Here is a 23,513-nt window from a genome sequence, read left to right as displayed (position 1 = left end):
GCTCCCCGACGACATGGCTGCCCGCACCAAGGCGCGCAAGCGCGCCGTCGACGTCCTCTACGAGGCCGACCTGCGGGGTGCCGACCCGGTGGAGCTGCTGCGCGAGCGGATCGCCGACGTCTCCCCGCCCGTCCCCGACCACGCCGTCCGGCTGGTCGAGGGCGTGGCGGCCCACGGCGCCCGCATCGACGAGCTCATCGACCGCCACGCCCGCGGCTGGTCGCTGGAGCGGCTGCCCGACGTCGACCGCGCGATCCTGCGGATGGCGGTCTTCGAGCTGCTCTGGGCCGACGACGTGCCCGACGCCGTCGTCATCGACGAGGCCGTGCAGCTCGCGCGGGCGCTGTCGACCGACGACTCGCCGGCCTACGTGAACGGCGTGCTCGGCGCCATCCTCGACGCCGAGGTCCCCACCTCGTCCTGAGCGCGGCGGTGCCCGGCACCGGGCGCCTCGGCACCGCGTCCCGGGTTCAGCCGCGCAGGCCGGCCTCGGCGGCGGCCAGCATCGCCGCGGCCCGGACCCCGGCGTTGAGCCGCTGCGCGCGGCGCAGGGCGGCCCGGCGGTCCACGGCCAGCAGGGTGTCGCGGTCGGGCATCGGGACGGGCGGGACGGTGCTCACGGGTGCTCCTCGGGTGCGCGTTCTCGGCGCCGCCGACGCTAGGTCCGACCCCTGACAGTTCCCCGGGGATGCGCCGGGGTGACCGTGCACCCGCCGGGCCGGTCCCCGGCCGCGTGACCCCGGCGTGTGACCCCGGCGTGTGCACGGACCGCTGGCCGCGGCAGGCCGCGACCGCGCTGCGTGCACACGGCGCGGCCGGCGGACGCAGCGAGGCCCGCGCCGGCGCGTGCCGGGGCGGGCCTCGTGGGGGAGCTCGTGGGGGGAGCGGCGGATCAGCGCGGGGCGCGGCGGCGGTCCCAGCCCTCGTCCTCGTCGTCGGCCATGAGGGCGGCGCCGTCCATGCCGGGGTTGAGCACGCCCCACTCGATGAGCCGGGTGGTCAGCTCGTCGGGGCTCATGTCGTAGATGATCGCCAGCGACTTGAGGTCCTCCGCGCGGATGGAGAGGACCTTGCCGTTGTAGTCGTGGCGCTGCGCCTGGATGGTCGAGGCGTAGCGGGCCAGCGGGCCGGCCTCGTCGGCGGGCAGCGAGCCGAGCGACTCGAGGTTGAGCACGATCTTCGTCGTCGAGGTGACCGCCGAGGACGGGCGCGGGTCGGGCAGCAGCTCGGAGACCGGCACGCCGTAGAAGACGGCCAGCTCGGAGAGCCGCTGCACGGTCACCGCCCGGTCACCCCGCTCGTAGGAGCCGACGACGACGGCCTTCCAGCGGCCGTGCGACTTGTCCTCCACGCCCTGGAGGGAGAGGCCCTGCTGGTTGCGGATCGCCCGCAGCCGGGCACCGAGGGCCCGCGAGTAATCGGTGCTCATGCGTTCGTCGCTCACTGTCCGTCGTGGTGGCCGGGGCTCCGTCGTCACGCAGCGTACTCAGTGATCCTGGATGACGACAGCGCATCCCTCCTCGGGATCATCCTCGGACACCGGTGCCCACCTGCGGTACCGCGACGCGCGACGACGGTCACACGGGCGGGTGCAGTACGGTCGGGGCCGGTCCACCCACTCCTTTAACGACCCGTCCCGTGAGGCGGGGAAGGAGGCCCGATGGCCGGCTCGCCCGCGCCCGTGCCCGAGAACGCGTCCACCGTCCTGCTCGGCGCCGCCGACGTCGCCCGCGTCGTCGACCGGATCGCCCACCAGGTCATCGAGAAGGCCGGCGACGCGCTCCCCGACGTCGTCCTCGTGGGCATCCCCACCCGCGGCGCCCCGCTCGCCCGCCGGCTGGCCGGCCGCGTCGCCGCCTTCGCCGGCACCGCGGTCGACGTCGGCACCGTCGACATCACCCTCTACCGCGACGACCTGCGCACGCGCGGGGTCCGCGCGCTGGAGGACACCGTCCTCCCGGCCGACGGCATCGACGGGCGGCTGGTCGTCCTCGTCGACGACGTCCTGTTCTCCGGCCGCTCGGTCCGCGCGGCGCTCGACGCCCTGCGCGACCTCGGCCGGCCCCGCGCGGTGCAGCTGGCGGTGCTGGTCGACCGCGGTCACCGCGAGCTGCCGATCCGCGCCGACTACGTGGGCAAGAACGTGCCGACGTCGCGGGCGCAGAAGGTGCGCGTGCACCTCGCCGAGACCGACGGCGCCGACGAGGTGCTGGTGGTGGGGCAGTGAAGCGGCACCTGCTGGAGGCCGCCGACCTCGACCGCGCCGACGCCACGCTGGTCCTCGACACCGCCGCGCAGATCGAGTCGGCGCTGGCCGGCCGCGAGGTCAAGAAGCTGCCCACGCTGCGCGGCCGCACGGTGGTCAACCTCTTCTACGAGGACTCCACCCGCACGCGCATCTCCTTCGAGCTCGCGGCCAAGCGGCTGTCCGCCGACGTCATCAACTTCAGCGCCAAGGGCAGCAGCGTCTCCAAGGGCGAGAGCCTCAAGGACACCGCGCTCACGCTCGAGGCCATGGGCAGCGACGCGATCGTCGTCCGCCACCCGTCCTCCGGGGCGCCGCACCGGCTGGCCGGCTGGGTGCGCGGCAGCGTCGTCAACGCCGGCGACGGCACGCACGAGCACCCCACCCAGGCGCTGCTGGACGCCTACACGATCCGGCGCCGGCTGGGCCGCCTCGACGGCGTCCGGGTGGCCGTCGTCGGCGACGTCCTGCACAGCCGGGTGGCCCGGTCCAACGTCTGGCTGCTGTCGACGCTCGGCGCGGAGGTCACCCTCGTCGCCCCGCCGACGCTGCTGCCGGTCGGCGTCGGCTCCTGGCCGGTGCAGGTCTCCTACGACCTCGACGCCGTCCTGCCCAAGGCCGACGTCGTCATGATGCTGCGGGTCCAGCTCGAGCGGATGAACGCCTCGTTCTTCCCCAGCGCCCGGGAGTACAGCCGCCGCTACGGCCTCGACGCGCTCCGGCTGGCCGCGCTGGGCGACGAGGCGGTCGTCATGCACCCCGGCCCGATGAACCGCGGCATGGAGATCGCCGCCGACGTCGCCGACTCGGTCCGCTCGACGATCGTCGAGCAGGTCGCCAACGGCGTCAGCGTGCGGATGGCCGTGCTCTACCTGCTCCTGGGAGGGGCCTCCTCGTGACCGTCCTGATCAAGGGGGCGCGCGTCCTCGGCGGCGACCCCGCCGACCTGCTGCTGGATGACGGCCGGATCGCCGCCGTGGGCGGGCGCCTGTCGGCGACCGGCGCCACCGTCGTCGACGCCGACGGGCTGGTCGCGCTGCCCGGCCTGGTCGACCTGCACACCCACCTGCGCGAGCCCGGCCGGGAGGACGCCGAGACCGTCGAGACCGGCAGCCGCGCCGCGGCCCTCGGCGGGTTCACCGCGGTGCACGCCATGGCCAACACCGACCCGGTCGCCGACACCGCCGGCGTCGTCGAGCAGGTGTGGCGGCTGGGCCGGCAGTCCGGGCTGGTCGACGTCGTCCCCGTGGGGGCGGTGACCGTCGGGCTGCGTGGCGAGCGGCTGGCCGAGCTCGGCGCGATGGCCGACTCCGCCGCCCGGGTGCGGGTCTTCTCCGACGACGGGCACTGCGTCGCCGACCCCGCGCTGATGCGCCGCGCGCTGGAGTACGTGAAGGCCTTCGACGGCGTCGTCGCCCAGCACGCCGAGGAGCCGAGGCTGACCGCCGGCGCGCAGATGAACGAGGGCGACCTGTCCGCGCGGCTGGGGCTGACCGGCTGGCCGGCCGCCGCCGAGGAGGCGGTCGTCGCCCGGGACGTGCTGCTCGCCGAGCACGTGGGCGCGCGGCTGCACGTCTGCCACGTGTCCACCGCCGGGTCGGTCGAGATCCTGCGCTGGGCGAAGTCGCGCGGCGTGCAGGTGACCGCGGAGGTCACCCCGCACCACCTGCTGCTCACCGAGGCGGCCGCCGCGTCCTACGACCCGGTGTTCAAGGTCAACCCGCCGCTGCGCACCGACACCGACGTGCAGGCGCTGCGGGCCGGGCTGGCCGACGGCACGATCGACGCCGTCGCCACCGACCACGCGCCGCACGCGGTGGAGGACAAGGAGAGCGAGTGGGCGCAGGCCCGGCCCGGGATGCTCGGGCTGGAGCAGGCGCTGTCGGTCGTCCTCGAGACGCTGGTGGAGCCCGGCCTGCTCGACTGGGCCGGCGTCGCCGACCGCATGGCGGTGCGCCCGGCGGCGATCGGCCGCCTCGACGGGCACGGCCGCCCGCTCACCCCGGGCGAGCCGGCCAACCTGCTGCTGCTCGACCCCGCCGCCCGGGCCGTCGTCGACCCGGCCGCGCTGGCCAGCCGCAGCCGCAACAGCCCCTACGCCGGCCGGGAGCTGCCCGGCCGCGTCGTCGCCACGTTCCTGCGGGGCGAGGCGACGGTCCTGGACGGAAAGGCACAGAAGTGACCCAGGCGATCCTCGTGCTCGAGGACGGCAGGACGTTCCGCGGCGAGGCCTACGGCAAGGTCGGCACGACGGTCGGCGAGGCGGTGTTCGCCACCGGGATGACCGGCTACCAGGAGACGCTGACCGACCCGAGCTACGCCGGCCAGATCGTCACGATGACCGCGCCGCACGTGGGCAACACCGGCGTCAACGGCGAGGACGACGAGAGCGCCCGCATGTGGGTGGCCGGCTTCGTCGTCCGCGACCCCGCCCGCCGCCCGGCCAACTGGCGGGCCACCGGCAGCCTCGACGACGAGCTGGCCGCGCAGGGCGTGGTCGGGATCAGCGGCATCGACACCCGCGCGCTGACCCGCCACCTGCGCGAGCGCGGCGCGATGCGGGCGGGGATCAGCAGCGAGTCCGCCGACGCGGACGCCCTGCTCGCCCGGGTGCGCGCCGCCGAGGGCATGGTCGGCGCCGACCTCGCGCCGCAGGTGAGCACCCGCGAGCCCTACGTCGTCCCGGCGGTGGGCGAGCGGCGCTTCACCATCGCCGCGCTCGACCTCGGCATCAAGACCGCCACCCCGCGGCACCTGGCCGAGCTCGGCGTCGAGACGCACGTGCTGCCCTCGACCGCGACCGCCGCCGACCTGCTGGAGCACGGCCCCGACGGCGTCTTCCTCTCCAACGGCCCCGGCGACCCGGCCGCCGCCGACTACGCGGTGGACGCCGTGCGGGGCGTGCTCGACGCCGGGCGGCCGCTGTTCGGCATCTGCTTCGGCAACCAGATCCTCGGCCGCGCGCTGGGCCTGGGCACCTACAAGCTGCGCTTCGGCCACCGCGGGCTCAACCAGCCGGTGCTCGACCGGGTCAGCGGCACCGTGCGGGTGACCAGCCACAACCACGGGTTCGCCGTCGACGCGCCGCTGGACCGGCCCACCGACACCCCGTACGGCCGGGTCGAGGTCAGCCACGTCGGCCTCAACGACGACGTCGTCGAGGGCCTGCGGCTGCTCGACGCCCCCGCGTTCAGCGTGCAGTTCCACCCGGAGTCCGCCGCCGGACCGCACGACGCCGCGCCGCTGTTCGGCCGCTTCGTCGACCTGATGGCTGCCGAGAAGGAGGCCTGACGTGCCCAAGCGCACCGACATCTCCCACGTCCTGGTCATCGGCTCCGGCCCGATCCTCATCGGCCAGGCCGCCGAGTTCGACTACTCCGGCACCCAGGCCTGCCGCGTGCTGCGCGCCGAGGGGCTGCGGGTCAGCCTGGTCAACAGCAACCCGGCGACGATCATGACCGACCCCGACGTCGCCGACGCCACCTACGTCGAGCCGCTGACGCCGGAGTTCGTCGAGCGGGTCATCGCCAAGGAGCGGCCCGACGCGCTGCTGGCCACCCTCGGCGGGCAGACCGCGCTCAACATCGCGATCGGCCTGTACGAGAACGGCACGCTGGAGCGGTACGGGGTGCGGCTCATCGGTGCCGACGTCGACGCGATCAACCGCGGCGAGGACCGGCAGATGTTCAAGGACATCGTGCGGTCGATCGGCGCCGACGCCCCGCGCTCACGGGTCTGCTCCAGCGTCGAGGAGGCGCTGCAGACGGCGGAGGAGGTCGGCTACCCCGTCGTCATCCGGCCCAGCTTCACCATGGGCGGTCTGGGCTCGGGCTTCGCCACCGACGAGGCGATGCTGCGGCGGATGGCCTCGGCCGGCCTGGCCGACTCCCCGGTGCACACCGTGCTCATCGAGGAGTCGGTGCTCGGCTGGAAGGAGTACGAGCTCGAGCTCATGCGCGACCGCAGCGACAACGTGGTCGTCATCTGCTCGATCGAGAACGTCGACGCGATGGGCGTGCACACCGGCGACTCGGTCACCGTCGCCCCGGCGATGACGCTCACCGACCGCGAGTACCAGCGGATGCGCGACGTCGGCATCGCGGTGCTGCGCGAGGTCGGCGTCGACACCGGCGGCTGCAACATCCAGTTCGCCGTCAACCCCGCCGACGGGCGCCTGGTCGTCATCGAGATGAACCCGCGGGTGTCGCGGTCCTCGGCGCTGGCGTCGAAGGCCACCGGCTTCCCGATCGCCAAGATCGCCGCGAAGCTCGCCATCGGCTACACCCTCGACGAGATCACCAACGACATCACCGGCGTCACCCCGGCGAGCTTCGAGCCGGCGCTGGACTACGTCGTCGTGAAGATCCCGCGGTTCGCCTTCGAGAAGTTCCCCGGTGCCGACCCGCGGCTGACCACGACGATGAAGAGCGTCGGCGAGGTCATGGCGATGGGCCGCAACTTCCCCGAGGCGCTGGGCAAGGCGATGCGGTCCACCGAGACCAAGGTGGCTGGCTTCTGGACCGGCTCAGAGGACGGGTCGAGCGCCGAGGAGCTGCTCGAGGCGCTGCGCACCCCGGTCGACGGCCGGCTGTACGTGGCCGAGGCGGCGCTGCGGGCCGGTGCGACCGTCGAGCAGGTGGCGGCGGCCAGCGGCTTCGACCCGTGGTTCGTCGACCAGATCGCGCTCGTCGGCGAGGTCGGCGCCGAGGTCCGCGACGCCCCGGCGCTCACCGCCGCGGTGCTGCGGCGGGCCAAGCGGCACGGCCTGTCCGACCGGCAGATCGCGTCGCTGCGCCCGGAGCTGTCCGGGGAGGACGGCGTCCGGCTGCTGCGCCACCGCCTCGGCGTGCGCCCGGTGTTCAAGACCGTGGACACCTGCGCCGCGGAGTTCGCCGCCCGCACGCCGTACCACTACTCGTCCTACGACGAGGAGACCGAGGTCGAGCCGCGCGAGAGGCCGGCGGTGCTGATCCTCGGCTCGGGGCCCAACCGGATCGGGCAGGGCATCGAGTTCGACTACTCCTGCGTGCACGCGGTGATGGCGCTGCAGGACGCCGGCTACGAGGCCGTGATGGTCAACTGCAACCCCGAGACCGTCTCCACCGACTACGACACCGCCGACCGGCTGTACTTCGAGCCGCTGACCTTCGAGGACGTCCTCGAGGTGGTGGAGGCCGAGCGCGCCGCCGGCCCGGTGGCCGGGGTGATCTGCACCCTCGGCGGGCAGACGCCGCTGGGCCTGGCGCAGCGGCTGAAGGACGCCGGTGTGCCGGTGCTGGGCACCTCGCCGGAGGCCATCGACGACGCCGAGGACCGCGGGGCGTTCTCCCGGGTGCTCGCCGACGCCGGACTGCTCGCGCCCAAGCACGGCACCGCGACGACGTTCGCCGAGGCCCGCGCCATCGCCGCGGAGATCGGCTACCCGGTGCTCGTGCGGCCCTCCTACGTGCTCGGCGGCCGCGGCATGGAGATCGTCTACGACGACGCCACGCTCGAGGCCTACATCGCCAAGGCCACCGACGTCAGCCCCGAGCACCCGGTGCTGGTCGACCGGTTCCTCGAGGACGCCGTCGAGATCGACGTCGACGCGCTCTACGACGGCACCGAGCTCTACCTCGGCGGCGTCATGGAGCACATCGAGGAGGCCGGCATCCACTCCGGCGACTCCGCGTGCGCGCTCCCGCCGATCACGCTGGGCTCCTCCGACCTCGCGCAGATCCGCGCCGCGACCGAGGCGCTGGCCGCGCGCATCGGCGTCCGCGGGCTGATGAACGTGCAGTACGCGCTCAAGGACGACGTCCTCTACGTGCTGGAGGCCAACCCGCGGGCCAGCCGCACGGTGCCGTTCGTGTCCAAGGCGACGGCGGTGCAGCTGGCCAAGGCGGCGGCGCGGGTCGCGGTGGGGGAGACCGTCGCCGACCTGCGGGCGGCCGGGGTGCTGCCGGCCACCGGCGACGGCACCGACCTGCCCGAGGACGCGCCGATCGCGGTCAAGGAGGCGGTGCTGCCCTTCCACCGGTTCCGCACCGTCGAGGGCCACGGCGTGGACACGGTCCTCTCGCCGGAGATGAAGTCCACCGGCGAGGTCATGGGCCTCGACGACGGCTTCGGCACGGCGTTCGCCAAGTCGCAGGCCGCCGCCTACGGCTCGCTGCCCACCGCGGGCACGGTGTTCGTGTCGCTGGCCAACCGGGACAAGCGGGCCGCGGTGTTCCCGGTCAAGCGGCTGGCCGACCTCGGCTTCCGCGTGCTCGCCACCGTGGGCACCGCGCAGGTGCTGCGGCGCAACGGCGTCGACTGCGAGGTGGTCGGCAAGTACAGCGAGGGCCCGGGCAACTGCGTCGAGCGGATCCTGGCCGGCGACGTCGACATCGTCGTCAACACGCCGTTCGGGTCGCCGGGCAACAGCGGGCCGCGGCTGGACGGCTACGAGATCCGCACCGCGGCGGTCAGCGCCGGCATCCCGTGCATCACCACGGTCCAGGGCATGGCCGCGGCGGTGCAGGGCGTCGAGGCGCTGCGCCGCGGCGGGCTCGGGGTGCGCAGCCTGCAGGAGGTCCACGCCGTCCTGGCCCCGCGCCCGTGAGCGGCCCCTGTGGCGAGGGAGGCCCACGCGGGGGCGTCGTCGGGCGGGTGCGGGACGACCTCGTCGCGCGCGGGCTGCTCGACGGGCTGGCCGCGGCGTTCCTCGCGGGCGTCACCCGGTTCGCGACGCCGCCGGCCGCGGAGCTCGACGCGCTGCGGGCCGACGCCGAGGCCCTGGCGGCCCGGCTGAGGGCCGGGGAGGCGGGGGAGGACGACCTGCCGCTGCTCACCCGGGTCGCGTACTCCGCCGGGCACGGCGGCGTGCTCGCCGCGCACGGGGTGCGGACGCCGTCCTACGACGTGCTCGGCTCCTACCGCGACAACCTGACCACCCCGGTCGGGCCGCGGCTGGCCGAGCGCCCGCGGGCCGGCGACCGGCGCTGGCGGGTGCTCGGCCGCGACGTCGGCTTCCCGGTGGGCGTGCCGGCCTGCGTGCTCAACGGCGGCGAGGAGTGGGTGCGCTTCCACGCCCGCAACGGGTTCAGCGTGCTCACCTACAAGACCGTGCGCAGCCGGGCGCACGAGCCGAACGCCCAGCCGAACTGGACGTTCGCGCCGCGGCCGGCGGGGGAGACCGTCGTCTCCGACCCGTGGGACTGGACGCCCCCCGGCGATCCCGGCGTCAGCACGGTCAACTCCTTCGGCGTCCCCTCGCCGGCGCCGGAGGAGTGGATGCCCGACCTGGAGCGGTCGCTGGCCGCCGTCGACGACGACCAGCTGCTGCTCGTCAGCGTGATGGGCTCCGGGGACGGGACCGCCCTGGTCGACGACTTCGCGCGGGTCGCGTGCACGGCGCAGGAGGCCGGCGCGACCGTCGTCGAGCTGAACCTGTCGTGCCCGAACACGCTCAGCGGCTCACCGGACGGCGTGAAGCCGCCGCTGTGCCTCGACGCGGACGCCACGCTCGCCGTCGTCGAGGGGGTGCGCCGCGCGCTCGACGACCGCACCGGCCTGGTGGCCAAGCTGTCCTGGCTCGACGGGCCGGCGCTGGCCGCGCTGGTGCCCCGGCTGGCCCCGCTCGTCGACGGCGTGGCGGGCATCAACACCGTCGCGAGCCGGGTGGTGCGCAGCGACGGGCAGCCGACGTTCCCCGGCCGCGCGGTGGCGGGGCTCTCCGGCGCGGCGGTCCGCGACGCCGCGCTGGACGCCACCCGCCGGCTGGTCGCGCTGCGGGACGCCGGCGGGCACCGCTTCGACGTGCTGGCGATGGGCGGGGTCACCGACGTCGCCTCGTTCGCGGCGCTGTACGACGCCGGCGCCGACGCCGTCCAGGCCGCCTCCGGCGCCTTCGCCGACCCCTTCCTCGCGCGGGACTGCATCGCCGCCCTCGGCGACGCCCTGCCGCGGTCGGTGCCGCGGTGACGGCGCCCTTCGGTCAGCGCCTGGCCGATGCCGTCGCCGCCCGCGGGCCGCTGTGCGTGGGCATCGACCCGCACGCCGGGCTCCTGCATCGCTGGGGTCTGGCCGACGACGTCGACGGGCTGCGCCGGTTCACCGACGCGGTGGTGGACGCGCTCGCCGGCGAGGTCGCCGTCCTCAAGCCGCAGTCGGCGTTCTACGAGCGGCACGGGTCGCGCGGCCTGGCCGTGCTGGAGGACGCCGTCGCCCGGGCGCGCGCGGCGGGGGCGCTGGTGCTGCTCGACGCCAAGCGCGGCGACATCGGCTCGACGATGGACGCCTACGCCGACGTGCTTCGCCCCGACCACCCGTGCGCCGTCGACGCGCTCACGGTCAGCCCCTACCTGGGCCCCGGATCGCTGCAGCCGGCCGTCGACACCGCGCGCCTGTCCGGCGGCGGGCTGTTCGTGCTCGCCCGCACGTCCAACCCCGACGCCGCCACGCTGCAGTCCGCCGCGGTGGGGGAGCGGTCGGTGGCACAGGTCGTCGTCGACACCGTGCGCGGGTGGAACACCCCCGGCTGGGTGGTCGGCGACCCGCTGCCCGACCTCGGCGCGGTGCAGGACCTCGGCAGCCGCTGGGGCGCCGGCACGGGCAGCTTCGGCGTCGTCGTGGGGGCCACGCTGCCCCGGCTCGACGTCGACCTCGACGGGCTCGGCGGTCCGGTGCTGGCGCCGGGGCTGGGCGCGCAGGGCGGGACGCCCGCGGACCTGCGGCGGCTGTTCGGCACCGGCCGCGCCGTCGTCCCGACCGTCTCCCGCGACGTGCTGGCCGCCGGCCCGGACCCGGTCGCGCTGCGTGCCGCGGCCGCCCGCTGGGCGCAGGAGCCGGGCGGGTGAGGCGTGGGCTGCCGTGGGCGGTCGCGGTGCTGGGTGCGGCCCTGGCCGTCGCCGGGGTCGCCGTCTTCTGGCGGACCAACACCACGCCGGCGGTCGGGTACGGCGGGAGCTACGCGCCGCTGACGGAGGCGCACGACAGCACCCTCACGGTGACCTTCGACGGCGGGACGGTCCTGTGGACCCGCGGCCACCTCGTGGGCGCCGGCCTGCTCGTGGCCGGTGCCCTGCTCCTGGCCGCCGTCGGCGGCTGGGTCCTGGGGCGCCGGTCGGCCCGCCGCGGCGGCGCCTGAGCGTCCCGCCCCGCAGGTGGCCCCGGCGTGTCGCGCCGAGGCCGTCCGCCCTGGTACAGCCGAAACGAATGCGTTTCGTATACTTCCTGACCTGCGGTGTTGACGGACGGTCACGGAGAGGTTCCACCGTGCGTCACGAGCGGACGCGCGGAGATCGAACTGGTCGCGCGCACCGCGCGTGACCTGCGCATTCGTGGTTACTAGGTTGACCGCCGGGGCTCAGACCGCGGCTCCGGACCGACGACACCGCACGCACCCGCCGGGTGCCAGATCCCCGGCAACGACACGATGGGACGCACCATGCCCCTCCCCGACCTCTCCCCGGAACAACGCGCCGCCGCCCTCGAGAAGGCCGCCGCCGCCCGCAAGGCGCGCGCCGAGCTCCGCGAGCGGCTCAAGAGCAAGGGCGCCACGGTCGGCGACGTTCTCAAGCAGGGCGAGACCGACGAGGTCATAGGCAAGATGCGCGTCTCCGCCGTCCTGGAGTCCCTGCCGGGCGTGGGCAAGGCGCGGGCTGCGAAGATCATGGAGCGGCTCGAGATCTCCCCGACCCGCCGGGTGCGCGGCCTGGGCGCCAACCAGCGCCGGGCGCTGGAGAGCGAGTTCGGCGGCGAGCAGGTGGTCGCCGACCAGGTGCCCGCCGACTCGACGGCCTGAGGTCCCCGGCCGCGCTCCCCGTCCGACACGAGCACCACGAGCACCACGAGGACCCACGCGTTGCCCACAGCTCAGCCGGCTCCCTCCCAGGCGCGCCTGACGGTGCTCTCCGGTCCCTCGGGGGTCGGCAAGGGCACCGTCGTCGCGGAGGTCCGCCGCCGGCACCCCGACGTGTGGGTGTCGGTGTCGGTCACCACCCGCCGGCAGCGCCCGGGCGAGGTCGACGGGGTGCACTACCACTTCCTCACCGACGCCGAGTTCGACCGGCTGGTCGCCGAGGACGGCCTGCTCGAGTGGGCCGAGTACGCGGGCAACCGCTACGGCACACCGGCGGCCCCGGTCCGCGAGCGCCTCGCGGCCGGGGCGCCGGCGCTGCTGGAGATCGAGCTGCAGGGCGCCCGCCAGGTCCGCGCGCGGGCCCCGGAGGCGCAGCTGGTGTTCCTCGCCCCGCCGTCCTGGGCCGAGCTGCGGAGCCGGCTGGCCGGCCGGGGCTCCGAGCCACCGGCCGTGCAGGAGCGCCGGCTGCACATCGCGCAGGCCGAGCTGGACGCGTCGGGGGAGTTCGACGTCGTGGTGGTCAACGACGACGTCGCGAGGGCCGCGGACGAGTTGGTATCCTTGCTAGCTGCGCCGTCGTCCGGAAGGACCGTCGGCGCCTCCGAGTGACCGGCCGCGAGGCCCCTCACTCCCATCGAGACCAGCCGAGGAGCACACGCGCCCGTGTCCGGAGTCGCACCCTCCCCCGAGGGCATCACCAACCCGCCGATCGACGAGCTGCTCGAGCGCACCAGCAGCAAGTACGGCCTGGTGATCTTCGCCGCCAAGCGCGCGCGGCAGATCAACGCCTACTACAGCCAGCTCTCCGAGGGCCTGCTGGAGTACGTCGGCCCGCTGGTCGACACCGCTCCGCAGGAGAAGCCCCTCTCGATCGCGCTGCGCGAGATCAACGAGGGCCTGCTGACCCACACCGCCGGCGAGAACTAGAAGGACCCCGTCGCCCCCCACCGCTCGCACGCTCGCGGCGGGCCCCTACGACGAGGCCGTTCCAGTCCCTTGCGAGTGACGCCCCCGGTTGCTACCGGGGGCGTCGTCGTGTCTGCGGGAGGATGGTCGGCATGAGCCGGATCGTGCTGGGCGTGGGCGGCGGCGTGGCCGCGTACAAGGCGGCGCTGCTGCTGCGCGCGCTGACCGAGGCGGGGCACGAGGTCCGCGTGGTGCCCACCGAGTCCGCGCTGCACTTCGTCGGCGCCGCCACGTTCGAGGCGCTGAGCGGCAACCCGGTGACCACCGACGTGTGGTCGCACGTCCCCGAGGTCGCCCACGTGCGGATCGGGCAGACCGCCGACCTCGTCGTCGTCGCCCCGGCCACCGCCGACCTGCTGGCCCGCGCCGCCGCCGGGCGGGCCGACGACCTGCTCACCGCCACGCTGCTCACCGCGCACTGCCCGGTCGTGTTCGTGCCGGCCATGCACACCGAGATGTGGCTGCACCCGGCCACCCAGGACAACGTCGCCACGCTCCGCCGCCGCGGCTCGCTCGTCCTGCCGCCGGCCGTCGGCCGGCTGACCGGCCCGGACTCCGGCCCCGGCCGGCTGCCCGAGCCCGCCGACGTCGCCGAGCTCGCCCGGGTGGTCCTCGCCGCGGGCGCCGACGTGCTGCGCGCCGACCTCGCCGGCCGGCGGGTGGTGGTGAGCGCCGGCGGGACCCGCGAGCCGCTGGACCCGGTGCGCTACCTGGGCAACCGCTCCTCGGGCAAGCAGGGCTGGGCACTGGCCCGCGTGGCCGCGGCCCGCGGCGCCGAGGTCACCCTCGTCGCGGCCAACGTCGACCTGCCCGCGCCCTTCGGCGTCCGCGTGGTCCCCGTGGGGACGGCGGAGGAGCTGCGCACGGCGGTGCTGGCCGAGGCCGGGTCGGGTGGGGGAGCCGTGGCGGACGTGGTCGTCATGGCCGCCGCGGTCGCCGACTTCCGGCCGGCGTCGGTCGCCGCCACCAAGCTGAAGAAGAAGGACGACCCCTCCGAGGTCCCCGAGGTGCCGCTGGTGCGCAACCCCGACGTGCTCGCCGAGCTGGTCACCAAGCGCCCGCCCGGCCAGCTCGTGGTCGGTTTCGCCGCCGAGACCGGTGACGCCGACGCCGACGTGCTGACCCACGCCCGCGCCAAGCTGGCCCGCAAGGGCTGCGACCTGCTCGTCGTCAACGACGTCTCCGGCGGCGGGGTGTTCGGGCGCCCGGACAACGCCGCCGTCGTGCTCGCCGCCGACGGCACGGCCACCGAGGTGCCGCACGGCACGAAGGACGCCGTCGCCGCGGCCGTCTGGCAGACGGTGCTCCCCCGTCTGGGGTGACCGTCGGCTGCCCGCCGACGGTGCCGCCGGTACGGTCTCCAGGCGGTGCGGTCCACCCGCGCCCCGACCTCGTCACCGAAGCAGGGAGAACCGAGTGCCACGCCGCCTCTTCACGTCCGAGTCGGTGACCGAGGGCCACCCCGACAAGATCGCCGACCAGATCAGCGACGCGATCCTCGACGAGATGCTGACGCAGGACCCGCGCAGCCGCGTCGCGGTGGAGACGCTCATCACCACCGGCCAGGTCCACATCGCCGGCGAGGTCACCACCGCCGGCTACGTCGACATCGCCGAGGTCGTCCGCAGGACCGTGCTGCGGATCGGCTACGACTCCTCCCGCAAGGGCTTCGACGGCGCCTCCTGCGGCGTCAGCGTCTCGATCGGGGCGCAGTCGCCCGACATCGCCCAGGGCGTCGACACCGCCTACGAGGCCCGCACCAGCGGCGCCGCCGACGACGACGAGATCGAGCGCCAGGGCGCCGGCGACCAGGGCCTGATGTTCGGCTACGCCACCGACGAGACCCCCGAGCTCATGCCGCTGCCGATCGCGCTGGCCCACCGGCTCTCGCGCCGGCTGTCGGCGGTGCGCAAGGACGGCTCGGTGCCCTACCTGCGGCCCGACGGCAAGACCCAGGTCACCGTCGTCTACGAGGACGGCCGGCCGGTCGGTGTCGACACCGTCGTCGTCTCCTCGCAGCACGCCGAGGACATCTCGATCGAGCAGCTGCTCACCCCCGACGTGCAGGAGCTCGTCGTCGAGCCCGAGCTGCAGGCCCTGGGCCTGCCCACCGACGGCTACCGGCTGCTGGTCAACCCCACCGGCAAGTTCGTCATCGGCGGCCCCATGGGCGACGCCGGGCTGACCGGCCGCAAGATCATCGTCGACACCTACGGTGGCATGGCCCGCCACGGCGGCGGCGCGTTCTCCGGCAAGGACCCGTCGAAGGTCGACCGGTCGGGTGCCTACGCGATGCGCTGGGTGGCCAAGAACGTCGTCGCCGCGGGCCTGGCCCGCCGCTGCGAGGTGCAGGTGGCCTACGCCATCGGCGCCGCGCACCCGGTCGGCCTGTTCGTCGACACCCACGGCACCGGCACCGTCGCCGACGACGTCCTGGAGAAGGCGGTCACCACGGTGTTCGACCTGCGCCCGGGCGCCATCGTGCGCGACCTGGACCTGCTGCGGCCCATCTACGGGCCCACCGCCGCCTACGGCCACTTCGGCCGCACCGACGTCGAGCTGCCGTGGGAGCGCACCGACCGCGTCGAGGCGCTGCGCTCGGCCGTGGGGGTCTGAGGCCGCCGCACCCGATGTCGTCGTACCCCGCGACGAGACTGACGGGCGAGACCACGCCCGATCGGAGACCCCGCTGACCTCGGCCGCCGAGACCGACGCACCCGCCGACCCGGGCACCCGCACCCCGCGGGTCGCCCGGGTCGTCGTCGACGTGCCCCTCGCGCACCTCGACCGTCCCTTCGACTACGCGGTCCCCGACGACATGGCCGGCGAGGTCCGGGCCGGCTGCCGGGTGCGGGTGCGCTTCGCCGGGCAGCTCGTCGACGGGTTCGTCCTCGAGCTGGCCGACACCAGCGCGACCGACCGCAGGCTCGCGCCGCTGGCCAAGCTGGTCTCCGGCGAGCCCGTGCTCACCCCGGAGGTGGCCGCGCTGGCCCGCTCGGTGGCCCAGCGCTGGGGCGGCACGCTCACCGACGTGCTGCGGCTGGCCGTCCCGCCCCGCCGCGCGGCCGCGGAGAAGCGCCCGGCCGCCGAGCCGCCCCCGCCGCCGGAGGCGCCCGACCCCGCCGGCTTCGCCCGGTACCCGACCGGCCCGGCGCTGCTCGGCGCCGTCGCCGAGGGCCGGCCCGCCCGCGCGGTGTGGACGGCGCTGCCCGGGGAGGACTGGCCCGCGCGGCTGGCCGAGCTGTGCCAGGCGGCGCTGTCCGGCGGCCGCGGCGCGCTCGTCGTCGTCCCCGACGGCCGTGACCTCGACCGGCTGGAGGCCGCGGCCACCGCCCGGCTGCCGCAGGGCTCCTTCGTCGTGCTGCGCGCCGACGCCGCTCCCGACGCCCGCTACCGCCGCTTCCTCGACGCCGCCCGCGGCAGCGCCACGGTCGTCCTCGGCACCCGGGCGGCGGCCTTCGCGCCGGTCGCCGGCCTCGGCCTGGTGGCCGTCTGGGACGACGGCGACGACCTGCACGCCGAGCCCCGGGCCCCCTACGCGCACGCCCGCGACGTGCTCGTCCACCGCGCGCACCTGGCCTCCTGCGCCGCCGTCGTCGCGGCCACCGCGCGGACCGCCGAGGCGGAGCTGCTGGTGCAGAGCGGCTGGGCGCACGAGCTCGCCGCCGAGCGGGCCGTCCTCCGCGCGGTGGCGCCACGGGTGCAGGCCCTCGGCGAGGACTCCGAGCTCGCCCGCGACCCCGCCGCCCGCACCGCCCGCCTGCCCAGCCTCGCCCACCGCGTCGCCCGGGCGGCACTGGCGGAGGGCGCGCCGGTGCTCGTGCAGGTGCCGCGCGCCGGTTACGCGCCCGGGCTGTCCTGCGACCGCTGCCGCGCACCGGCCCGCTGCGCCGTCTGCTCCGGCCCGCTGGGCATCGCGCCGGCCCCCGGGCCGGGCGGCTCGCGGGTGCCGGCCTGCCGCTGGTGCGCCCGGCCGGCGGCCACCTTCGACTGCCCGCACTGCCACGGCACCAAGCTGCGCGCCTCCGTCGTCGGCGCCTCGCGGACCGCGGAGGAGCTGGGCCGGGCCTTCCCCGGCGCGGCGGTGCGGGTGTCGGGCCGCGGCTCGGGCGTGCTGCCGTCGGTGCCGGGCGGGCCGTCGCTGGTGGTGGCCACCCCGGGCGCGGAGCCCGTGGCCGAGGGCGGCTACGGCGCGGCGCTGCTGCTCGACTCGTGGGCGCTGCTCGGGCGCGCCGACCTGCGCGCGGGGGAGGAGACCCTGCGCCGCTGGATGAACGCCGCCACGCTGGTGCGGCCGCACGGCTCGGTCGTCGTCGCCGCCGACGCCGCGCACCCCGTCGTCCAGGCGCTGGTCCGCTGGGACCCGGGCTGGCTGGCCGAGCGCGAGCTCGCCGACCGCCGCGAGCTCGGGTTCCCGCCGGCCACCCGGATGGCGTCGCTGTCGGGGTCGCCGTCGGCGCTGGCGGAGTTCCTCGCCGCCGCCCGGCTGCCCGCCGCCGCTGACCTGCTCGGCCCCGTCCCCGAGCCGCCGCGGCCGGGGCAGGAGGGGGAGCGGGAGCGCTTCCTCGTGCGGGTGCCGCGCGGCGAGGGCCTGGCGCTGGCCACCGCGCTCGCGGAGGTGCAGAGCGTGCGGAGCGCCAGGAAGGTCCCCGAGCACGTGCGGGTCCAGCTCGACCCCCTGGACCTCGTCTAGTCCCGGCCCTCGGGCGGCAGGGATGGCCATCTGCGCCGCTCACCTACGATCGGCCGGTGAGCGTCACCCCGATCCGGCTGCTGGGCGACCCCGTCCTGCACCGGCCCGCGGCCCCCGTCGTCGACTTCGACGCCGAGCTGCGCGGCCTGGTCGCCGACCTGACCGAGACGATGCACGCCGCCGGCGGCGCCGGGCTGGCCGCGCCCCAGATCGGCGTCGGGCTGCGGGTGTTCACCTGGTACGTCGACGGCGAGGTGGGCCACCTGGTCAACCCGTCGGTGGACCTGGTCGGCGAGGAGACCGAGGAGGCACCCGAGGGCTGCCTGTCCATCCCGGGGTACCGCTTCGACTGCCGCCGGCACCTGCACGTGGTGGCGACCGGCTGGAACCAGCACGGCGACCCCGTCCGGGTCGAGGGCTCGCACCTGCTGGCCCGCGCGGTGCAGCACGAGGTCGACCACCTCGACGGCGTGGTGTTCGTCGACCGGCTCGACCCGGAGGCGCGCACCGCCGCGCTGGCCGCGCTCGCCGAGGCCGAGTGGCGGGGCGTGCAGGCATGGGTCCCGCGCGTGGAGGTGAGCCCCCACTGAGGCTCCTGTTCGCCGGGACGCCCGAGGCCGCCGTCCCCTCGCTGGAGGCGCTGCTGGGCTCCGGCCACGAGGTGGTCGCCGTCCTCACCCGGCCCGACGCCCGCTCTGGCCGCGGCCGGAAGGTGAGCCGCTCCCCGGTGGCCGAGCGCGCCGACGCCGCCGGCCTGCCCGTGCTGCAGCCCCGCTCGCCGCGCGAGCCGGAGTTCCTCGCACAGCTCGCCGACCTCGCCGTCGACTGCGCGCCCGTGGTCGCCTACGGCGCGCTGGTCCCGCCGGCCGCGCTCGACCTGCCGGCGCACGGCTGGGTCAACCTGCACTTCTCGCTGCTGCCGGCCTGGCGCGGCGCCGCCCCGGTGCAGCACGCGCTCATGGCCGGCGACGAGGTCACCGGCGCCTGCACCTTCCGGCTCGAGCAGGGCCTGGACACCGGGCCGGTGTTCGGCGTGGTCACCGAGCCGATCGGCCCGCGCGACACCGCCGGCGACCTGCTGGGCCGCCTCGCGGTGAGCGGCGCCCGCCTGCTGGTGGCCACCCTCGACGGCATCGCCGCCGGCACCCTCGTCCCCCGGCCGCAGCCGGCCGACGGCGTCAGCCTCGCGCCGCGGATCGAGACCGCCGACGCGCGGGTCGACTGGGCGCTGCCGGCGCACGTCGTGGACCGGCGGGTGCGCGGCGTGACCCCGGCACCGGGCGCGTGGACCACCTGGCGCGGGGACCGGCTGCGGCTGGGCCCGGTCGAGCCGCTGCCGACCGCGCTCGGGCTGGAGCCCGGCGAGGTGTCGGTGGGCCCGAGCGGTGTCGTCGTCGGCACCGGGCGGGGCTCGGTGCGGCTGGGCGAGGTGCAGCCGGCCGGCAAGCGGGTGCTGCCGGCGGCCGACTGGGCCCGCGGCGCCCGCCCGGCGCCCGGCGAGCGGCTGGGCGCGTGAGCCGGCCACCGCGGCGCCCGGCCCAGCGGCGGCCGCAGCGGTCACCCCGGCGGGCACCCCTCGACGGCGCCCGGCTGACCGCCTACGACGTCCTCGACGGCGTCTCCGCGCGCGAGGCCTACGCCAACCTGCTGCTGCCCCAGCTGCTGCGCGAGCGCGACCTCGACCCCCGCGACGCCGCCTTCGCCACCCAGCTGGCCTACGGGGCGCTGCGCGCGCAGGGCACCCTCGACGCGGTGCTGGCCCGGCTGGTCGACCGCCCGCTGGCCGACCTCGACCGGCGGGTGCTGGACCTGCTGCGGCTGGGCGCCTACCAGGTGCTGGACCTGCGGGTGCCCGCGCACGCCGCCGTCGCCACCACGGTCGACCTCACCCGCGCGATCGTCGGGACCGGCGCCTCCGGCCTGGTCAACGCCGTCCTGCGCAAGGTGGCCGCGGGCGGGGACCGGGCCGCCTGGCTCGAGCGGCTCGGCGCCGACGGGGACCGGCGGCTGGCGCTGGCCACCGACCACCCCGAGTGGATCGTGTCCGCGTGGCGGGAGGCGCTCGGCGGGGACTCCCCGGCCGAGGAACTCGAGCCCGCGCTGCTGGCCGACGACGCCGCGCCGGAGGTCCACCTGGTCGCCCGGCACGTGGACCGCGCGGCGCTCGCCGAGGAGTCCGGGGGGACGCCGGGACCGTGGTCGCCGTACGCGGTGCGCCTGGGCGGGGGAGACCCGGGCCGGCTGCCGTCGGTGCGCTCGGGCGCGGCCGCGGTGCAGGACGAGGGCAGCCAGCTCGCCGCGCTGCTGCTCGCCCGCGCGCCGCTCGAGGGCCCGGACGCCCGCTGGCTCGACGTCTGCGCCGGCCCCGGCGGCAAGGCCGGGCTGCTGGCCGCCGTCCGCCCGGCCGGGGTGCACCTGACCGCCGCCGACCGCGCGCCGCACCGCGCCGAGCTCGTGCGGGGCGCGCTGTCCGGGGAGGACGACGTCGAGGTGGTCGTCGCCGACGGCCGCCGGCCGCCCTGGGCACCCGGCTCGTTCGACCGGGTGCTGCTCGACGCGCCGTGCACCGGGCTGGGCGCGCTGCGCCGGCGGCCGGAGGTGCGCTGGCGCCGCACGCCCGAGGACGTCGGCCCGCTGGTGGACCTGCAGACGGCGCTGCTCGACAGCGCGCTGTCCTCGGTGCGCCCCGGCGGCGTCGTCGCCTACGTGACCTGCTCGCCGCACGCCGCGGAGACGGTCGCCGTCGCCGACGCCGCGGCCGCCCGGGACGACGTCGAGGTGCTGCCGGTGGCGCCGCTGTTCGCCGAGGTGCCCGGGATCGGGCGTGGGCCGTACGGGCAGCTGTGGCCGCACCGGCACGGCACCGACGCGATGTTCATGGCCCTGCTGCGCCGCACCCGCTGAGTCCGCGCCCGGCGCGCCCGGGCGAGCGCGGTGCGTGCACGCCCCCACGGACCGCCGCGAGTCGCCTACCCTGCCCGCCCGTGCCCTGGCTCCCCGACGACTTCGTCCACCCGACCCGCGCCGACCTGCCCACCGGGCAGCACCTGCGCCCGATCCGCGCGGCCGACACCGCGATCGACCTCCCCGCCGTCATGGGCTCCCGCGAGCGGCTGTGGGGCATCTACGGCGAGGCGTGGGGCTGGCCGCCGGCCACGATGACCGAGGAGCAGGACCGCGAGGACCTCGCCCGCCACGAGCGCGAGATCGAGGCGCACGAGAGCTTCAACTACGCGCTGTTCGACGAGGACGAGACCGAGCTGCTCGGCTGCGTCTACGTCGACCCGCCGGAGAAGGCAGGCGACGCCGACGCCGAGGTGTCCTGGTGGGTGGTCGACCGGCTGGTCGGCACCGAGGTCGAGGCCGCGCTGGACGCCTTCGTGCCGCGCTGGCTGGCCGAGGACTGGCCGCTGCGCGCCCCCCGCTACGTCGGCCGCGACCTCTCCTGGGCCGAGTGGACCGCCCTGCCCGACCGCACCTGACCGCTCACCGGCCGGCGGCGTCCTCCTCGAGCTCCCGGCGGGCCACCGCCAGCACGGCGGGGTCGGCGCACCCGCGGGCGAAGCCGGCGATCCGCCGCCGGACGTCGCGGCCCAGCAGCGCCGTGCCGATCCGCTCGGCGAGCGGCGCCAGCCGCGCCGGCCGGCAGCGGAAGACGCAGCGCCACACCGCCCGCGTGCCGCCCCCGGGCAGCGGCGTGAACCGCCAGCTGCCGGCGAAGACGGCGAAGAACCACGGGCCGGTCACCATCCGCATGCCCACCTGCGACGGCGGCACGTAGGACACGTACTCGCTGACCATCGCCAGCCCGTGCCGGGACCGGGTCGCCGTCCGCACGCCCCGGCCCGGGCGGGTGCGGCCGTCGAGCAGGGACTGCTCGCGCACGAACGGGTCCCACCGGTAGCGGGTCGTCCCGGTGGTCTGCGAGACGGCGCCAGCGCGGGCTCCACCGGGACCTCGACCGTCGCCTCGACCTGTGCCATGCGCCCGCCCCACCCGGCCGGGCGGGGTGTGATCACCCCGCACCTAGACTCGGACGCCGTGCACTCGAACGACGGGCCCCGGACCCCGATGATCGCCCCCAGCCTGCTCTCGGCGGACTTCGCCCGGCTGGCCGACGAGGTGGCCCGCGTCGCCGACGCCGACTGGCTGCACGTCGACGTCATGGACGCCCACTTCGTCCCCAACCTGACCCTGGGCCGGCCGGTGGTCGAGGCGATCCAGGCGGTGAGCCCGGTCCCGCTGGACTGCCACCTCATGATCGAGGCGCCCGAGCGCTGGGCTCCCGGCTACGCCGAGGTCGGCGCCCGCAACGTCACGGTGCACGCCGAGGCCTGCACCGGCGACCCCCGCGCCGTCGCCCGCGACATCCGTGCCGCCGGCGCCCTCGCCGGGCTGGCGATCAAGCCGGGCACCCCGCTCGAGGAGTACGAGGAGGTCCTCCGCGACTTCGACACGCTGCTGGTCATGACCGTCGAGCCCGGCTTCGGTGGCCAGGCGTTCATGGCCGACGTCCTGCCCAAGGTCCGCCGGGCCCGCGAGCTGGTCGACACCGGGCACCTGCGGCTGCTGGTCGAGGTCGACGGCGGCATCAACGCCGACACGATCGAGCAGGCCGCCGAGGCCGGCGCCGACGTCTTCGTGGCGGGCTCCGCGGTCTACGGCGCCGACGACCCCGCCCGCGCCATCGCCGCCCTCCGGGCGCAGGCGACCGGAGCCGCGTGACCGCCACCCCGGTCGAGCTCGCGGCGATGGCCCGGGCGCGGGATCTCGGGCAGGGCGTCCTCGGCACCACCAGCCCCAACCCCGCCGTCGGCGCGGTCGTCCTCGACGCCGCCGGTGCGGTCGTCGGGGAGGGTGCCACCTCCCCGCCCGGCGGGCCGCACGCCGAGGTGCAGGCGCTGCGCCGGGCCGGCGAGCGCGCCCGCGGCGGCACCGCCGTCGTCACCCTCGAGCCGTGCGCGCACACCGGCCGCACCGGCCCGTGCGCCGACGCGCTGCTGGCCGCCGGGGTGGCGCGGGTCGTCGTCGCGGTGCCCGAGCCGACGGAGCTCGCGGTCGGCGGCGCCGAGCGGCTGCGCGCCGCCGGGGTCGACGTCGAGGTGGGCGTCGAGCAGGAGGCCGCCGAGGAGGGCGCCCTGGCCGCGTGGCTCACCGGCGTGCGCGAGCACCGCCCGTTCGTCGTGTGGAAGGTCGGCGCCACCCTCGACGGGCGGGTCGCCGCCGCCGACGGCACCAGCCGCTGGATCACCGGCCCGGTCGCGCGCGCGGCCGTGCACGCGCTGCGCGCCACCTGCGACGCCGTCGTCGTCGGGTCGGGCACCGCGCTGGCCGACGACCCCCGGCTCACCGTCCGCGACGCCGACGGCCGCGACGCCGCCCGCCAGCCGCTGCGCGTGGTGCACGACCGGCGCGGCCGGCTGCCGGCCACCGCCCGCGTCCTCGACGGCGCCGCGCCCACCCACGTCAGCCGCGCCGAGGGCCCCGCCGGGCTGCTCGCCGAGCTGTTCGACCGCGACGTGCGCCGGGTGCTGCTCGAGGGCGGCCCGACGCTGGCCGCGGCGTTCCTGCGGGCCGGGCTGGTCGACGAGGCCGTCGTCCACCTCGCGCCCAAGCTGCTCGGCGCGGGCCCCTCCCTGGTGGGGGACCTGGGAATCAGCACGATCGGCGCGGCGCTGTCCCTGGAACTGCGGGAGGTCACCCCGCTGGGCGGGGACGTGCAGCTCCGCCTGCGGCCCACCCGGCACACTGGAGACCGACCGCACGCCGACGAGAGGGGCTGA

24 protein-coding genes are annotated in these 23,513 nt (G+C 76.4%); 21 read left to right on the top strand and 3 right to left on the bottom strand.

Annotation, left to right across the window (positions count from 1 at the left end; genetic code table 11):
• The first annotated feature begins 13 nt into the window (after nt 1-13).
• Entirely contained in the window at nt 14-424 is a 411-nt protein-coding gene (nusB, locus tag JD79_RS18515) for a transcription antitermination factor NusB (RefSeq protein ID WP_110006711.1), read from the top strand.
• A 46-nt stretch (nt 425-470) separates the two neighbouring features.
• Here nusB and JD79_RS22785 read toward each other — a convergent pair whose 3' ends face one another.
• Both JD79_RS22785 and bldD read right to left on the bottom strand, forming a co-directional pair.
• On the bottom strand, nt 471-620 hold the full coding sequence (locus JD79_RS22785; RefSeq protein ID WP_170149267.1) for a hypothetical protein: 150 nt from the start codon (nt 618-620) through the stop codon (nt 471-473).
• Between the two features lie 272 nt (nt 621-892).
• Nucleotides 893-1,429, bottom strand: a complete 537-nt coding sequence (gene bldD, locus JD79_RS18510) for a transcriptional regulator BldD (protein WP_110007856.1) — start codon at nt 1,427-1,429, stop codon at nt 893-895.
• Between the two features lie 231 nt (nt 1,430-1,660).
• On the opposite strand from bldD, the gene pyrR reads away from it, so the two are divergent.
• From pyrR to JD79_RS18420, 18 genes are all read left to right on the top strand, one after another.
• The gene (gene pyrR, locus JD79_RS18505; protein WP_110006710.1) at nt 1,661-2,227 is read left to right on the top strand and encodes a bifunctional pyr operon transcriptional regulator/uracil phosphoribosyltransferase PyrR; all 567 of its coding nucleotides are present in this window, start codon (nt 1,661-1,663) and stop codon (nt 2,225-2,227) included.
• Nucleotides 2,224-3,144 carry an aspartate carbamoyltransferase catalytic subunit gene (locus JD79_RS18500; RefSeq protein WP_110006709.1) on the top strand — a complete coding sequence of 307 codons (921 nt, stop codon included), beginning with the start codon at nt 2,224-2,226 and terminating at the stop codon, nt 3,142-3,144. Before pyrR ends, JD79_RS18500 begins: the two co-directional genes overlap by 4 nt.
• A complete protein-coding gene (locus tag JD79_RS18495; protein WP_110006708.1) occupies nt 3,141-4,427 on the top strand; it encodes a dihydroorotase in 1,287 nt (428 codons plus the stop codon). Before JD79_RS18500 ends, JD79_RS18495 begins: the two co-directional genes overlap by 4 nt.
• Nucleotides 4,424-5,536 carry a glutamine-hydrolyzing carbamoyl-phosphate synthase small subunit gene (gene carA, locus JD79_RS18490; protein ID WP_110006707.1) on the top strand — a complete coding sequence of 371 codons (1,113 nt, stop codon included), beginning with the start codon at nt 4,424-4,426 and terminating at the stop codon, nt 5,534-5,536. Before JD79_RS18495 ends, carA begins: the two co-directional genes overlap by 4 nt.
• Before the next feature lies 1 nt (nt 5,537).
• Nucleotides 5,538-8,831 carry a carbamoyl-phosphate synthase large subunit gene (gene carB, locus JD79_RS18485; protein ID WP_110006706.1) on the top strand — a complete coding sequence of 1,098 codons (3,294 nt, stop codon included), beginning with the start codon at nt 5,538-5,540 and terminating at the stop codon, nt 8,829-8,831.
• 47 nt (nt 8,832-8,878) lie between these two features.
• Entirely contained in the window at nt 8,879-10,192 is a 1,314-nt protein-coding gene (locus JD79_RS18480) for a beta/alpha barrel domain-containing protein (protein ID WP_245900214.1), read from the top strand.
• Complete coding sequence (gene pyrF, locus JD79_RS18475; RefSeq protein ID WP_110006705.1) at nt 10,189-11,067, top strand: orotidine-5'-phosphate decarboxylase; 879 nt, start codon at nt 10,189-10,191, stop codon at nt 11,065-11,067. Before JD79_RS18480 ends, pyrF begins: the two co-directional genes overlap by 4 nt.
• On the top strand, nt 11,064-11,357 hold the full coding sequence (locus JD79_RS18470; RefSeq protein ID WP_110006704.1) for a hypothetical protein: 294 nt from the start codon (nt 11,064-11,066) through the stop codon (nt 11,355-11,357). The genes pyrF and JD79_RS18470 overlap by 4 nt, the downstream gene beginning before the upstream one ends.
• 300 nt (nt 11,358-11,657) lie before the next feature.
• Complete coding sequence (gene mihF / locus JD79_RS18465; RefSeq protein ID WP_110007854.1) at nt 11,658-12,014, top strand: integration host factor, actinobacterial type; 357 nt, start codon at nt 11,658-11,660, stop codon at nt 12,012-12,014.
• Nucleotides 12,015-12,074: 60 nt separating this feature from the next.
• Entirely contained in the window at nt 12,075-12,680 is a 606-nt protein-coding gene (gmk, locus tag JD79_RS18460; protein ID WP_110006703.1) for a guanylate kinase, read from the top strand.
• Between the two features lie 54 nt (nt 12,681-12,734).
• On the top strand, nt 12,735-12,998 hold the full coding sequence (gene rpoZ, locus JD79_RS18455) for a DNA-directed RNA polymerase subunit omega (protein ID WP_093579838.1): 264 nt from the start codon (nt 12,735-12,737) through the stop codon (nt 12,996-12,998).
• Between the two features lie 131 nt (nt 12,999-13,129).
• On the top strand, nt 13,130-14,359 hold the full coding sequence (gene coaBC, locus JD79_RS18450; protein WP_110006702.1) for a bifunctional phosphopantothenoylcysteine decarboxylase/phosphopantothenate--cysteine ligase CoaBC: 1,230 nt from the start codon (nt 13,130-13,132) through the stop codon (nt 14,357-14,359).
• Between the two features lie 94 nt (nt 14,360-14,453).
• Nucleotides 14,454-15,653 carry a methionine adenosyltransferase gene (metK, locus tag JD79_RS18445; RefSeq protein WP_110006701.1) on the top strand — a complete coding sequence of 400 codons (1,200 nt, stop codon included), beginning with the start codon at nt 14,454-14,456 and terminating at the stop codon, nt 15,651-15,653.
• Nucleotides 15,654-15,726: 73 nt separating this feature from the next.
• Nucleotides 15,727-17,730 (top strand): primosomal protein N', encoded by a 2,004-nt coding sequence (locus tag JD79_RS18440; RefSeq protein ID WP_170149385.1) that lies wholly within the window; start codon nt 15,727-15,729, stop codon nt 17,728-17,730.
• Between the two features lie 56 nt (nt 17,731-17,786).
• On the top strand, nt 17,787-18,320 hold the full coding sequence (def, locus tag JD79_RS18435; RefSeq protein ID WP_110006700.1) for a peptide deformylase: 534 nt from the start codon (nt 17,787-17,789) through the stop codon (nt 18,318-18,320).
• Nucleotides 18,287-19,246 (top strand): methionyl-tRNA formyltransferase, encoded by a 960-nt coding sequence (gene fmt, locus JD79_RS18430; RefSeq protein WP_110006699.1) that lies wholly within the window; start codon nt 18,287-18,289, stop codon nt 19,244-19,246. Before def ends, fmt begins: the two co-directional genes overlap by 34 nt.
• Nucleotides 19,243-20,634 carry an RsmB/NOP family class I SAM-dependent RNA methyltransferase gene (locus JD79_RS18425; RefSeq protein ID WP_110006698.1) on the top strand — a complete coding sequence of 464 codons (1,392 nt, stop codon included), beginning with the start codon at nt 19,243-19,245 and terminating at the stop codon, nt 20,632-20,634. The genes fmt and JD79_RS18425 overlap by 4 nt, the downstream gene beginning before the upstream one ends.
• A gap of 80 nt (nt 20,635-20,714) precedes the next feature.
• Nucleotides 20,715-21,212, top strand: a complete 498-nt coding sequence (locus JD79_RS18420; protein WP_110006697.1) for a GNAT family N-acetyltransferase — start codon at nt 20,715-20,717, stop codon at nt 21,210-21,212.
• 4 nt (nt 21,213-21,216) lie between these two features.
• On the opposite strand, the gene JD79_RS18415 is transcribed toward JD79_RS18420, so the two are convergent.
• Entirely contained in the window at nt 21,217-21,726 is a 510-nt protein-coding gene (locus JD79_RS18415; protein ID WP_281270328.1) for an SRPBCC family protein, read from the bottom strand.
• Nucleotides 21,727-21,801: 75 nt separating this feature from the next.
• Between JD79_RS18415 and rpe the strand changes: the two genes are divergently transcribed.
• Both rpe and ribD read left to right on the top strand, forming a co-directional pair.
• Entirely contained in the window at nt 21,802-22,455 is a 654-nt protein-coding gene (gene rpe, locus JD79_RS18410) for a ribulose-phosphate 3-epimerase (protein WP_110007852.1), read from the top strand.
• A complete protein-coding gene (ribD, locus tag JD79_RS18405) occupies nt 22,452-23,513 on the top strand; it encodes a bifunctional diaminohydroxyphosphoribosylaminopyrimidine deaminase/5-amino-6-(5-phosphoribosylamino)uracil reductase RibD (protein ID WP_110006696.1) in 1,062 nt (353 codons plus the stop codon). Before rpe ends, ribD begins: the two co-directional genes overlap by 4 nt.

The organism is Geodermatophilus normandii, assembly GCF_003182485.1.
Taxonomy (GTDB): domain Bacteria; phylum Actinomycetota; class Actinomycetes; order Mycobacteriales; family Geodermatophilaceae; genus Geodermatophilus; species Geodermatophilus normandii.
This window is presented reverse-complemented; position numbering and strand designations above follow the sequence as displayed.

Excerpts from the sequence above, each read along its gene's own strand:
- nusB (WP_110006711.1), top strand. The coding sequence starts at position 14 with ATGGCTGCCCGCACCAAGGCGCGCAAGCGCGCCGTCGACGTCCTCTAC.
- bldD (WP_110007856.1), bottom strand. The coding sequence starts at position 1,429 with ATGAGCACCGATTACTCGCGGGCCCTCGGTGCCCGGCTGCGGGCGATC.
- pyrR (WP_110006710.1), top strand. The coding sequence starts at position 1,661 with ATGGCCGGCTCGCCCGCGCCCGTGCCCGAGAACGCGTCCACCGTCCTG.
- mihF (WP_110007854.1), top strand. The coding sequence starts at position 11,658 with ATGCCCCTCCCCGACCTCTCCCCGGAACAACGCGCCGCCGCCCTCGAG.
- coaBC (WP_110006702.1), top strand. The coding sequence starts at position 13,130 with ATGAGCCGGATCGTGCTGGGCGTGGGCGGCGGCGTGGCCGCGTACAAG.
- fmt (WP_110006699.1), top strand. The coding sequence starts at position 18,287 with ATGGGTCCCGCGCGTGGAGGTGAGCCCCCACTGAGGCTCCTGTTCGCC.
- rpe (WP_110007852.1), top strand. The coding sequence starts at position 21,802 with ATGATCGCCCCCAGCCTGCTCTCGGCGGACTTCGCCCGGCTGGCCGAC.